Consider the following 12,708-nt stretch of genomic DNA (forward strand, 5'->3'; position numbering starts at 1 on the left):
CGGTTGCCCCGGATGCCCCTGCCCGGACAGGCTCCCCCACCCACCCGCCCGATTGCCCCGCGTCCGTCCCTGGACGAACACGCTCTCCCGCCCACCCGCCCGATTGCCCCGTATTGCCTCCTTGCCGGGCATGCGGGCCGGGGGTGAATCACAACCGGCCCCCGCAATGCGGCCACGGGCTGGCCCCCCGTTGTACGTACAGCTTCTTCGCCCGGTAGGTCTGTTCTTCTGCCGATGCGTCCTGTGGGCGGCCCGAGCCGCCCAGGCCCTGCCATGTGCGCGTGTCGAACTGGTACAGGCCCCCGTACGTCCCGGACGCGTCCACCGCGTTCGGGCGGCCGCCCGATTCGCAGTGCGCCAGCGAGCCCCAGTTCAGGCCCTCCGCGCCCGCGACCGAACTCGGCCGCTGCTTCGTCCCCACCTTCACGATCTGCGTCCGCGGCTCCCGCACGACCTCCGCACGCAGCCGCCGCGGTTTTTGTCTGACGCCGTTGACCGTCCGCAGCGCGTACGTGACCCGCCGGGTCCCCTGCTGGCCCTGCTGCTCCACGACCTCCGTACCGGCGAACAGCGACGCGTCCTCGGTCCGCCGCACCGCGAACGGAATCGGCTCGTCCCGCACCTCCTTGCGCCCGGAGATCCGCATGACGGTCACCGTCTGGCCGTCCCGCGGGAAGCTCTGCGGCGGTACGGAGGTGGTGTCCTGGCCGTGCAGGCTGATCCCCGACTCCGCGACCGCCTCCGCCACCGTCGCCGCGTTCGTACGGATCTTCCGCTCACGCCCGTCCGCCATGATCGTCACGGTGCGCTCGGTCCGTACGTCCAGATCGAGGCCGGTCCGCTCGATCCGCCTGCTCCGCGAGGCCGACAGGTAGGCGCCCTCGGCCCGCACCCCGAGCTGCCGCAGCGCGCCGTCCACCGTGCGCGCGGTCGTCCACACCTCGCGCCGCTCCCCGTCGAGGGTGAGCTTGACCGGCCGCCCGTAGCGGACGGCGATCTCGTCGCCGCTGACGAGGGCCTCCCCCGCGCCGGGCGCCACGATGTCGTGCGCGCCGAAGTCCACGCCCTCGTCCTCAAGGAGCTCGCCCACGTCGTCCGCGAAGGTGTGCAGGGTGCGCGACTCGCCGTCGACGGTCAGCTGTACGGCCTTGTCGTCGGCGACGAACGCCGAGGTGCCGCCCGCGAGGAAGGCGACGACCAGCGCCTGCGGCAACAGCCGCCGCAGGCCGTCCGGGCGCTCGGATCCCCGCCCGGACCCCCGCTCGGATCCGGATTGAGCACTCTCTCGCGACCCCGCGCCCGACCGCGGCTTCGTCTTCTTGCGGCGGGCGGCCCGACGCGCCCCGGCCCGTCCCGCCTCGGGGGCAGGACCGGCGGACTGCCGGGGAAAGTCGGGCCGAAAGGCCGTCTGCGTATCCCGCTCCGACACCGGCACCTCCGACACCGGCACCTGCTCCGGCACCCGTTCCGGCTCACAGGTCGTGCCGACCCCGTAAGGCGTCTCGTACTGCGGCGCATGACTCACGACGGCGCTCCAGCGTTCTCGTACTGTTCTGGTCCGGCCTGGTCCGGATCGAGCGAGGCGACCAGAACCTAGCGGAGCGGCCGTCACTCTCCAAAGCAGCACGATTACGCAGTGTCGCGGCGTGGCCCTGCACCGCAGGGCCCCCGGCGTTATCGGTCAGTAATCAAAGGCGCGCGCCGTATTGACCGAGATCGCCTCGGCCATGGCGTCCTCGTCGATGCCGCGCACCTCGGCCATGGCCCGCAATGTGACCGGAATGAGATACGGCGCGTTAGGCCGTCCGCGGTAGGGAGCGGGCGTGAGGAAGGGCGCGTCGGTCTCCACGAGCACCAGTTCGAGGGGTGCCACGGCCAGCGCGTCGCGCAGACCCTGCGCGTTCTTGAACGTCATGTTGCCCGCGAAGGACATGAAGTAGCCGTTCTCCGCGCACACTTGGGCCATCGCCGCGTCGCCCGAGTAGCAGTGGAAGACGGTGCGCTCCGGAGCCCCCTCCTCCTTCAGGACCCGCAGCACATCTTCGTGCGCCTCGCGATCGTGGATCACCAGGGCCTTGCCGTGCCGCTTGGCGATCTCGATGTGGGCGCGGAAGGAGCGCTCCTGGGCGGCCTTGCCCTCGGGCCCGGTGCGGAAGTAGTCGAGCCCCGTCTCGCCCACGCCCTTGACGTGATCGAGGGCGGCAAGCGCGTCGATCTCGGCGAGGGCGGCGTCCAGCGCGCCCTCGCCGCCCGCCTTACGCGCCCCCTGCCGGGACCAGCCGTCGGGGTCGCCGTGCACGATGCGCGGCGCCTCGTTGGGGTGCAGGGCGACGGTGGCGTGCACGCTGTCGTACGCGGCGGCCGTCTGCGCGGCCCAGCGCGAGCCCGCGACGTCGCAGCCCACCTGCACGACCGTCGTCACGCCCACGGACGCCGCCTTGGCGAGCCCCTCGTCCACCGTCCCCGACTGCATGTCGAGGTGGGTGTGGGAGTCGGCGACCGCCACCCGAAGAGGTTCGGGCAGCGGCGGCGCGGCGTTCTTGGCGTCGGCGTCTTTGGAAGAGGAAGGCATGCCCCGATCCTACGAAGGGACGGCTTCCCGCCGGAAAGGACGGCCGAGGGGACGTCAGGGCCCCGGAAAGGACGGCCGTAAGGGAGGAAGGTCAGCCCGCCTTGCGGTGCTGGAAGGGATGCAGCAGCGCCGACAGATGCCAGTGGTGCTGACCGGGCTCACGCGCTTCGGGGAGCCGCGCTTCTGGCACCCCGGAGTCACCCGCGGGCGCGGACGCCGCCTTCGTCGCGCCCCGCGGCGCGTGATGCCGCTGCATCAGATCGAGCACCGACGACACCTGTCCGGCCCGCATGATGCGTACGACATGCCCGTCGCAGTTCAGGCACGTCGGCCGGGACAAGGGCGAGGGCACATGGAGGCCGTCCGCCCGGTACATCACGAATTCCTTGCCCTCGCCGTCCGTGTGATGCTCGATCTCGTACGACTGCTCCCAGCCGTGCCCGCACCTCATGCAGGCGAAGGCATAGGACTCGTGAACAGTGTCGGCGATATCACTCATGCCAGCTCCTCTTGTCCGCTGGACAAGCGCTGCCGGGCCGGGGCTTCCCTCCCGACCGGAAGCGTGGGGACGGGTGCGTCCCCTTTGACCAGTGGACGCCTTTCCCGGAGCGAGCGCATCGGACCTGTCGACAGTTGAAGGCGATTTGGCCTTTCCATGGCCTTCAGGGCCGGTGCGGGGCCCGCACTTTGCTTTTCACGATAGTCCTTTGCCCTCCGATGGGGCGCTTTGAGCCGCATTCTTTGCCGCCACCACCGCATCGAAAACCTCGCGCTTGGGTAGCCCCGCTTCGGCCGCGACGGCGGCGATCGCCTCCTTGCGCCGCTCCCCCGCCTCCTCGCGCACCCGCACCCTGCGCACCAGCTCGTCCGGGCCCAGCTCGGCGGGGTTCTTCTCGGGTGCGCCCTCGACGACGACGGTGATCTCGCCGCGTACGCCGTCGGCCGCCCACTCGGCCAGCTCCTTCAGCGAACCGCGCTTGACCTCTTCGTACGTCTTGGTCAGTTCGCGGCAGACGGCCGCCCTGCGCTCTTCGCCGAACGCCTCGGCCATCGCGGCGAGGGTGTCGTCGATACGGTGCGGTGCCTCGAAGTAGACGAGAGTGCGACGGTCGCCGGCCACCTCGCGCAGCCGCGAGAGCCGTTCGCCGGCCTTGCGCGGCAGGAAGCCCTCGAAGCAGAAGCGGTCCACCGGAAGCCCGGAGAGCGCGAGCGCGGTGAGCACCGCGGAAGGGCCGGGCACCGCGGTGACCCGGATGTCCTTCTCCACGGCCGCCGCGACGAGCCGGTAGCCGGGGTCGGACACCGAGGGCATCCCGGCGTCGGTCACGAGCAGCACCCGCGCGCCGCCGACCAGCGCCTCGACGAGATCGGGCGTGCGCGCGCTCTCGTTGCCCTCGAAGTACGAGACGACCCGCCCGCCCACCTGCACGCCGAGCGCCTGGGTGAGCCTGCGCAGCCGCCGGGTGTCCTCGGCGGCCACGACATCGGCCGACTCCAGCTCGGCGGCGAGGCGCGGCGGCGCGTCCGCGACGTCGCCGATGGGCGTGCCGGCGAGGACGAGGGTCCCCGCGGGCGGGTTTCCGGGGGACGGGTTTCCGGGGGAATCAGCGCTTCCTGTCACTGTTCCATCCTCGCAGGGGCCGGGAGCGGGACTCACACAGTCGGGTTCCCTACGATGGCGCGGTGACCAGTACCGCGTCTTCCCCGGACACCCGCCAGGGCCAGGCAGCCGAGGAGCAGCAGCCGTCGTGGCAGCACAGGCTGCGCCGCTTCGGTTACGTGGCGCGGCCCGCCACCGATGTCCGGGCCCGGCTCGTGCCCGCGTACACCGCACCGAGCCCGCGGCTGTGGGCGTCGCTCGGCATGTCCAAGAGTCAGGCCGGGCGACTGGTGCGGTGGTCGGGCTGGATCGGCCCGCTGCTGATCACGCTCGTCGCGGGGCTCACCCGGTTCTGGAATCTCGGCAGCCCGAAGGCCGTGATATTCGACGAGACGTACTACGCCAAGGACGCCTGGGCGCTGATCCACCGGGGCTTCGAGGTCAACTGGCCCGACAAGATCAACGACACCGTCCTTGAGCAGGGCTCGAACGTCACGATCCCCACGGACGCGGCGTACGTCGTGCATCCGCCGGTCGGCAAGTACGTCATCGGCATCGGCGAGTGGATCTTCGGTTTCGATCCGTTCGGCTGGCGCTTCATGACGGCGCTGCTCGGCACCCTGTCGGTCCTGATGCTGTGCCGGATCGGACGGCGGCTCTTCCGCTCCACGTTCCTGGGGTGTCTCGCGGGCGGGCTGCTCGCGGTGGACGGGCTGCACTTCGTGATGAGCCGCACCGCGCTGCTCGACCAGGTCCTGATGTTCTTCGTGCTCGCCGCGTTCGGCTGCTTCCTCATCGACCGGGACAAGGCGCGTGAGAAGCTCGCGGCGGCGCTGCCGGTGGACGAGGACGGGATCGCGCGCCCGGACGCGTATGTCGCGCAGACGCTGCGCCTCGGGTGGCGGCCGTGGCGCTGGGCGGCCGGTCTCTGCCTCGGTCTCGCGTTCGGGACCAAGTGGAACGGCCTGTACATCATGGTCTTCTTCTGCCTGATGACCGTTTTCTGGGACGTGGGCAGCCGCCGGGTCGCGGGCGCCGCGCGCCCCTACCTCGCGGTCCTGAAGCGGGACGTGTTCCCGGCGTTCGTCTCGACGGTGCCGGTCGCGATCGGCACGTACGTCCTGTCCTGGCTCGGCTGGATCCTCTCGCCGACGGACGGCTCGGGCGGCTACTACCGCAACTGGGCCGTGACGGACGGCAAGGGCGGCTCCTGGACGTTCCTGCCGGACTGGCTGCGCAGCCTGTGGCACTACGAGCACGCGGTGTACGACTTCCACGTGGGGCTCTCCTCGCCGCACACCTATCAGTCGAACCCGTGGAGCTGGATCGTCGACGGGCGCCCCGTCTCGTACTTCTACGAGTCGCCGCTGCCCGGCAAGGACGGCTGCCCCTCGGGCACCGCCGAGAAGTGCGCCCGCGAGGTCCTCGCGCTCGGCACGCCGATGCTGTGGTGGGCGGGGGCGTTCGCGCTGCTCTACGTGCTGTGGCGGTGGGTGTTCCGCAGGGACTGGCGGGCGGGCGCGATCGTGTGCGGGATCGCGGCGGGCTATCTGCCGTGGTTCATGTACCAGGAACGGACGATCTTCTTCTTCTACGCCGTGGTCTTCGTGCCGTTCCTGTGCCTGGCCGTGGCCATGATGATCGGCGCGATCCTGGGCCCGCCCGGGTCCACCGAGCGGCGGCGGGTCGTGGGTGCGGCGGCCTCGGGTGTCCTGGTGCTCCTGATCATCTGGAACTTCGTCTGGTTCTGGCCGATCTACACAGGTCAGGCCATCCCCATCGACTCGTGGCGGGCCCGGATGCTGCTCGACACATGGGTCTAGACGGTCTAGACCTCTGCACATCTGACCGGACATCTCACTGAGGGTGCCGCCTTGGACACCTTCGGATAACAGCTTCCTCCCGCGTCACTTCCGCCGCTTAAGGTTCGGGGCGTGCGACCTTCCCGAATTCATTCGGGGAGGCTCCTGGGGAGGGGACGCGGCATGCGTAAAGGGGTAAAGGTCACTCTGGTCGGCGGGGTGTTCGCCGTCATGGTGGGGGGCGCCGGATATGGCGCGTACAACCTGGTGAACGGCGTGACCGGGGGCGGCGGTTCGCCGGGGCCGGGCCCGTCGACGGTGAAGGCGGGGCCGCCGACGAGCGGCGAGATCGGCGAGGCCACGAAGAAGTTCCTCGCCGCGTGGGCGAAGGGCGACGCCGAGGAGGCCTCGCACTACACGAACAACGCGGACGCCGCCGCGACGCTCCTGACCGGCTTCCGCGAGGACGCCCACCTGACGAAGGTGAAGCTCACGCCGGGCAAGGCCAAGGGGCCGGTCGTTCCGTTCTCGGTCGACGCCACGCTGTCGTACAAGGGGAAGACCAAGCCCTTCGCGTACGACTCCGAACTGACCGTCGTCCGCGGCAAGACCACCGGCCGCGCGCTCGTCGACTGGCAGCCCTCGGTCGTGCACCCGGACCTGGAGCGGGACGACACCCTCCGGACCGGCGAGGCCGCGGCGCCGCCCATCCAGGCCGTCGACCGGCACGGCGCGGTCCTGGACAAGAAGGACTACCCGTCGCTCGGCCCGGTCCTCGACCAGCTGCGGGCGAAGTACGGCGACGACGCGGGCGGCACACCCGGCGTCGAGCTCTACGTCCGGCACGCGGACGAGAACGCGGGCACCAAGACGCTCCTCACCCTCGCCAAGGGCAAGGCGGGGCAGCTGAAGACGACCCTGAGCGCGACCGCGCAACGGGCCGCCGAGAAGGCGGTGGCGCGGCACGCGGAGTCGTCCCTGGTCGCCGTGCAGCCGAGTTCCGGCGAGATCCTCGCGGTCGCCAACCACCGCGAGGACGGCTTCAACGCGGCCTTCGAGGGCAGGCTGGCCCCCGGCTCGACGATGAAGATCGTCTCGGCGGCGATGTTCATCGACAAGGGCGTGACGAAGGCCAACGGCCCCGCGCCCTGCCCCGACACCGCGCTCTGGCAGGGCAGGCGGATCGACAACCTGCCGGGCCTGGCCCCGAACGAGGGCGCGACCCTGGCGGACAGCTTCGCGCGGTCCTGCAACACCGCGTTCGTGAAGCTGGTCGACGAGGACGGCGTCACGGACGAGTCCCTCACCGAGGAGGCGCAGAACGGCTTCGGTCTCGGCCTCGACTGGAAGACGGGCGTCACCACGTACGACGGCTCCGTCCCCGCGACCTCGGGCGGCGAGCGCGCCGAGGCCATCATCGGCCAGGGCAAGGTCCTGATGAACCCGCTCAACATGGCGTCGGTGACGGCGACCGCGATGACGGGGGCCTTCCGGCAGCCGGTCATCGTGCCCGGGGAGGCCAGGGGCACGGACGATCGTGAGCTGGCGCAGGCGCGCGGTCTGCCCGCCTCCACCGTCCGGCAGCTGACCCAGATGATGAACCGCACGGCGGTCAGCGGCACCGGCGCCGCCGCCATGTCCGGGCTCGGCGGCAGCATCGGCGCGAAGACCGGTTCGGCCGAGGTGCAGGGTCAGGAGAAGCCCAACAGCTGGTTCACCGGGTACCGCGGTGACGTGGCGGCGGCGGCCGTGGTGGAGGAGGGCGGCCATGGCGGCGACGCCGCCGGTCCTATCGTGGCGGCGGTGCTTGCCGCAGGCAGTTGAGGTGATTGGTCGGGGGCTTCATGAAAGCCCCCTAGTGTGAGCCTTCCGGTGCGGAGCTTGGGGGCTCTGTGATCTGGGATCTGCGGAGGGTCAGTGGGTAAGCGAGGGCGCGCCAGTGAGCGCAAGGGCATCCGGAACATCACGGGTGCGGTCGGTGCTTCCGGCGCATCGGAGGCGCCGGGCGCATCCGGCGCGAAGAGCGCCAAGGTGCATCCAGGTGTGCTCGGCGGTGCCGCCGCCGTGGTCGTGTGCGGCGTGGGCATCGCCGCGTACAGCCTGATCGGCGGCTCGTCCGGTGACGGCGAGGGCACGGTCGACGAGAAGCCGGTGGCCGCGGGCCCGCCGACGGCCGCCGAGGTCCGTGCCACCACGCGGGACTTCCTCGCCGCCTGGGAGAAGGGCGACGTCAAGGAGGCCGCGGCGCTCACGGACGACAGCGCGACCGCGAAGACCGCCCTCACCGCGTACGCCAAGGACTCCCACCTGACCGAGGTGAAGCTGACGCCGGGCAAGCGGACCGGCGCGAAGGTGCCGTTCTCCGTCGCCTCCACGGTCTCGTACGAGGGACAGAGCAAGCCGTTCGCGTACGAGTCCGAGCTCACCGTCGTGCGAAGAAAGCACGACGGCAAGACGCTGGTCGGCTGGCAGCCCTCCGTCGTCCACCCGGACCTGAAGGCCGGCGACCGCCTGGTCACCGGCGAGGCCGGGGACCCGCCCATCAAGGCGGTGGACCGGGACGGCGGCGAGCTGACCAAGGCGAAGTACCCCTCCCTCGGCACGGTCCTGGACAGCCTGCGCGAGAAGTTCGGCGACAAGGCGGGCGGCAAGGCGGGCGTGGAGCTGCGCGTCGTGCGCAAGGACAGCGCGAAGGACGCAGAGAAGTCGGCGACGACGAAGGACGACGCCAAGGCGACGCCCGACAAGACGCTGCTCACACTCTCCCCCGGCACGCCCGGCACCCTCAAGACGACCTTCGACGCCAAGCTCCAGGCGGCGGCGGAGAAGGAGACGGGCAAGCGCAAGCAGGCGTCGGTGGTCCTGGTGAAGCCCAGCACGGGCGAGATCCTGGCGGCGGCCAACTCCAACCCCGGCGGCTTCAACACGGCCTTCCAGGGTTCGCTGGCACCCGGTTCGACGATGAAGGTCATCACGTCGTCGCTGCTCCTGGAGAAGGATCTCGCGGGGGTCGACAAGAAGCACCCCTGCCCGAAGTACGTGACGTACGGCGGCTGGAAGTTCCAGAACGACGACAAGTTCCAGATCAAGGACGGCACGTTCCGCGCGAGCTTCGCCCGGTCCTGCAACACGGCCTTCATCAGCCAGGCCGAGAAGCTGCAGGACGACTCCCTGACCAAGCAGGCCCAGGAGGTCTTCGGCCTCGGCCGCGACAACTGGTCGATCGGCGCCCCCACCTTCGACGGCGCGATCCCCGTGCAGAGCGACGCGCAGATGGCGGCCTCGCTGATCGGTCAGGGCGGGGTGCGGATGAACCCGCTGAACATGGCGTCGGTGGCGGCCACGGTGAAGTCGGGCACGTTCAAGCAGCCGTACCTCGTCTCGCCGGACGTCGACAAGCGCACGCTCGCGACGGCTCCCCGGAAGATGTCGGGCGCGACGGTCTCGGCGCTGCGGGACCTGATGCACTACACGGCGACCTCGGGCACGGCGATGGAACCCATGTCGGGGCTCGGCGCTGACATGGGCGCGAAGACCGGCTCCGCGGAGGTCGACGGCCAGAAGAAGCCCAACGGCTGGTTCACGGCGTACCGCGGCGATCTGGCCGCGGGAGCGGTGGTGCAGGAGGGCGGCCACGGCGGGGAGTCGGCGGGTCCGCTGGTGCGGGCGATGTTCCTGGCGGCGAAGTAGCCGAGGTCCCGCTCGGCGGCATCGGTGGCCGCCGGGCGGCCGATGTCCTGCCGGGCGGGGCTGGTGGCCGCCGGGCGGCCGATGTCCCGCCGGGCGGGGCTGGTGGCCGCCGGGCGGCCGATGTCCCGCCGGGCGGGGCTGGTGGCCGCCGGGCGGCCGATGTCCCGCCGGGCGGGGCTGGTGGCCGCCGGGCGGCCGATGTCCCGCCGGGCAGGGCCCATGTCCCGCTGGGCGGGACCGGCTGTCCGTCATGCGGATACGTGGTCGCGTGCCCGGTACACGGACCGCTAGCGTGCCGGGCATGAGCGCTACGGATTCGCCCGCTTCCCCCGCTTCCCCGGCTTCCCCGGCTTCCCCCGCTTCCCCGTCGTCCCCCGCCCACCCGCGTTTCGCCGCGGCCCTGAGCGAGCTGGGCCTCGCCGAACTGGTCGGCGAGGTCCGCCGCTTCCCGGAGGCGACGCGCACCGCCCGGGAGGCGGCCGACGCCATCGGCTGCGAGCTGAGCCAGATCTGCAAGTCCCTGATCTTCGCGGCGGACGGCGTCCCGGTCCTGGTCCTGATGGACGGCGCGTCGCGGGTGGATCCGGAGCGCGTGCGGTGGGAGCTGTGCGCGGCGGAGGTGACGCGCGCGAAGGCGGACGTCGTCCGGCAGACCACGGGGTACGCGATCGGCGGCGTACCGCCCTTCGGTCACGTGACGAAGACGCGGGTCCTCGCGGACCGCTCGCTGCTCGACCACGACGTGGTGTGGGCGGCGGCGGGCACCCCGTACGCGGTCTTCCCCATGGCGCCCGGGGACCTGATCCACCACGCGAACGGCACCCTGGTGGACGTGCGCGAGTCCGCCAAGTGACGCCGCTGGTCGCGTCGGCGGTGCTCCTTGCCGCCGTCACGCACGCGAGCTGGAACGCGATCGCGCACCACATCACGGACAAGCTGGTCGGCTTTACGCTCATATCGGGCGGCGGCCTGCTGATCGGCCTGCTGATCGCCCCGTTCGCGGCGATACCGGCGGCGGGCGCATGGCCGTACCTGATCGTCTCGGCGGCGATCCACGTCGGCTACTACGCCCTGCTCATGAAGTCGTTCAAGCTCGGTGACTTCGGCCAGGCGTATCCGATCGCGCGGGGCACGGCGCCGCTGGTGGTCACCGTCCTGGCCGCGGTCTTCGCGGGCGAGATCCCGGACGGCTGGCAGGCGGCGGGGGTCGCGGTCTCCTGCGCGGGCCTGACGGGACTGGCCCTGTGGGGCATCCGCGGCTCGGGCCGCCGCCCGGACTGGGCGGCGATCGGCGCGGCACTGGCGACGGGCGTCTCGATCGCGGCGTACACGGTGGTGGACGGCCTGGGCGTGCGCGCCTCCGGTTCCTCCATGGGCTACATCGCGTGGCTGATGATCCTGGAGGGCCTGGCGATCCCGCTGTACGCGGCGTACCGCTGGCGCGGCGAACTGGCCGGCAAGCTCCGCCCGTTCGCGAAGGTGGGCCTGCTGGGAGCGGCCCTGTCGGTGGCGGCGTACGGCTTGGTCCTATGGGCCCAGACGAAGGCGGACCTGGCCCCCATCTCGGCACTGAGGGAGTCCTCGATCATCGTCGGGGCGGCCATAGGCGCGATCTTCTTCAAGGAGAAGTTCGGGGCGCCGAGGCTGGTGGCGGCGGGGCTGATGGTGGCGGGGATCGGTCTGATGCTGCACGCGGGGTGAGGCGGCTGCCCAGGGGCGCCGGTTGCAGGAAAGTCCCGCCGCCGCACCGTGATCCGTGGTGCGGCGGCGGGACTTTCCTGCAATTGGCTCAGTCTGGCGGGCCTCCTGCGCCCCAGCGCCGGGTAGGCCATCCGCAGGTAGCGCGTCAGCCGAAGACCCTCACAGCGCCGCCCGCACCGCCCGTACCAATGCCTGCGCCCGCGGGTCCGCCGTGACCCCCTTCGCCATCCCGTTGGTTACGTACCCGAACCCCACCCCCGACTCCGGATCGGCGAAGCCGAGTGCGCCGCCTCGGCCGGGGTGGCCGAACGAGCCAGGGCCCAGGAGCGGGGACGCGCCGCCGTGCAGCATGTAGCCGAGGCCGAAGCGGGTGTTCACGATCAGGACGCGGTCGGGGCCCGAGGAGGCCTCGGTGCGGGCCGACGCGACCGTGGACGGCGTGAACAGGCGTGGGGCGCCGCCCACTTCGCCGATCAGCGCGGCGTAGAAGCGGGCCAGGCCGTCGGCCGTGGCGATGCCGTTGGACGCGGGGAGGACGGCCGCGCGGTACGCCGGGTCGTTCTCGTCCGGTGCCGGGGTGATCGCGCCGAACGCGCGGCGGGTGAGCGAGGCGGGGTCGGCGTAGGCCTCCGCCACGTTCCGCTTGGGCCGCACCCTGAGGCCTCCGGCGGGGGCGGGGCCCTCCTCGATCCGGCCGAGGCGACCGACACGGCCCGCCTCCGCCTCCGGAAGGCCGATCCACAGGTCGAGGCCGAGCGGCCCGGCGATCTCCGAGGCCACGAACTCCCCGATGGACCGGCCGGACACCCGCCGCACCAACTCACCGGTGAGCCAGCCGTAGGTGTAGGCGTGGTAGCCGTGGTCCTCGCCCGGCTCCCAGAACGGGACCCGGGCCGCGACCACCGCAGCGGCGAGATCCGGGTCGAGCGCCTCCGCGGGGGTCAGCGGGCGGTCGAGGGCGGGCACCCCCGCGCGATGCGCGAGCACATGCCGGACAAGGACCCGCTCCTTGCCGCGTGCCTTGAACTCCGGCCAGTACGAACCGACGGGCGCGTCCAGGTCCAACTCGCCGCGCTGGTGGAGGAGGAGCAGGGCGGCGGCGGCCACGCCTTTGGTGGCCGAGCGCACCACCTGAGCCGTTCCGTGCTCCCAGTCCTCGTCCCCGCCGGCATCCTTCGTGCCGCCCCACAGTTCCACGACCGGACGCCCGTCGCGGTACACGGTGACGGCCGCTCCCCGCTCGCCGAGGGCAGTGAAGTTCCGTACGAAGGCGTCCCGCACGGGTTCGTATCCCTCGGCGACTGTCCCGTGCACATCAACGTCCATGACAGGCCCAACAGCCG

Annotated in this window: 10 protein-coding genes; 5 read left to right on the forward strand and 5 right to left on the reverse strand. The window is 71.6% G+C overall.

The features are described from left to right. Positions 1–148: 148 nt before the first annotated feature. The 4 genes from IE226_RS24750 to rsmI form a co-directional block, all read right to left on the reverse strand. Complete coding sequence (locus tag IE226_RS24750) at positions 149–1,525, reverse strand: resuscitation-promoting factor (protein WP_308429527.1); 1,377 nt, start codon at positions 1,523–1,525, stop codon at positions 149–151. 156 nt (positions 1,526–1,681) lie between these two features. Further along, positions 1,682–2,572, reverse strand: a complete 891-nt coding sequence (locus IE226_RS24755; RefSeq protein WP_190083549.1) for a TatD family hydrolase — start codon at positions 2,570–2,572, stop codon at positions 1,682–1,684. A 91-nt stretch (positions 2,573–2,663) separates the two neighbouring features. Next, on the reverse strand, positions 2,664–3,071 hold the full coding sequence (locus IE226_RS24760) for a hypothetical protein (protein ID WP_190083550.1): 408 nt from the start codon (positions 3,069–3,071) through the stop codon (positions 2,664–2,666). 195 nt (positions 3,072–3,266) lie between these two features. Beyond that, positions 3,267–4,193 carry a 16S rRNA (cytidine(1402)-2'-O)-methyltransferase gene (gene rsmI / locus IE226_RS24765; protein ID WP_190083551.1) on the reverse strand — a complete coding sequence of 309 codons (927 nt, stop codon included), beginning with the start codon at positions 4,191–4,193 and terminating at the stop codon, positions 3,267–3,269. 62 nt (positions 4,194–4,255) lie between these two features. Between rsmI and IE226_RS24770 the strand changes: the two genes are divergently transcribed. From IE226_RS24770 to IE226_RS24790, 5 genes are all read left to right on the forward strand, one after another. Further along, a complete protein-coding gene (locus IE226_RS24770) occupies positions 4,256–5,995 on the forward strand; it encodes a dolichyl-phosphate-mannose--protein mannosyltransferase (RefSeq protein WP_190083552.1) in 1,740 nt (579 codons plus the stop codon). 162 nt (positions 5,996–6,157) lie between these two features. Then, a complete protein-coding gene (locus tag IE226_RS24775; protein WP_190083553.1) occupies positions 6,158–7,798 on the forward strand; it encodes a penicillin-binding transpeptidase domain-containing protein in 1,641 nt (546 codons plus the stop codon). A 219-nt stretch (positions 7,799–8,017) separates the two neighbouring features. Next, positions 8,018–9,664, forward strand: coding sequence for a penicillin-binding transpeptidase domain-containing protein (locus IE226_RS24780; RefSeq protein ID WP_190083653.1), 1,647 nt, complete (start codon positions 8,018–8,020; stop codon positions 9,662–9,664). Between the two features lie 301 nt (positions 9,665–9,965). Beyond that, positions 9,966–10,517 (forward strand): YbaK/EbsC family protein, encoded by a 552-nt coding sequence (locus tag IE226_RS24785; RefSeq protein WP_190083554.1) that lies wholly within the window; start codon positions 9,966–9,968, stop codon positions 10,515–10,517. Continuing rightward, positions 10,514–11,365, forward strand: a complete 852-nt coding sequence (locus IE226_RS24790) for an EamA family transporter (protein WP_190083555.1) — start codon at positions 10,514–10,516, stop codon at positions 11,363–11,365. The genes IE226_RS24785 and IE226_RS24790 overlap by 4 nt, the downstream gene beginning before the upstream one ends. A gap of 159 nt (positions 11,366–11,524) precedes the next feature. Here the strand turns inward: IE226_RS24790 and IE226_RS24795 are convergent, their stop codons facing one another. Further along, entirely contained in the window at positions 11,525–12,691 is a 1,167-nt protein-coding gene (locus IE226_RS24795; RefSeq protein WP_190083556.1) for a serine hydrolase domain-containing protein, read from the reverse strand. Between the last annotated feature and the right edge of the window lie 17 nt (positions 12,692–12,708).

Origin of the sequence: Streptomyces longisporoflavus (assembly GCF_014649775.1) — a bacterium.
Taxonomy (GTDB): domain Bacteria; phylum Actinomycetota; class Actinomycetes; order Streptomycetales; family Streptomycetaceae; genus Streptomyces; species Streptomyces longisporoflavus.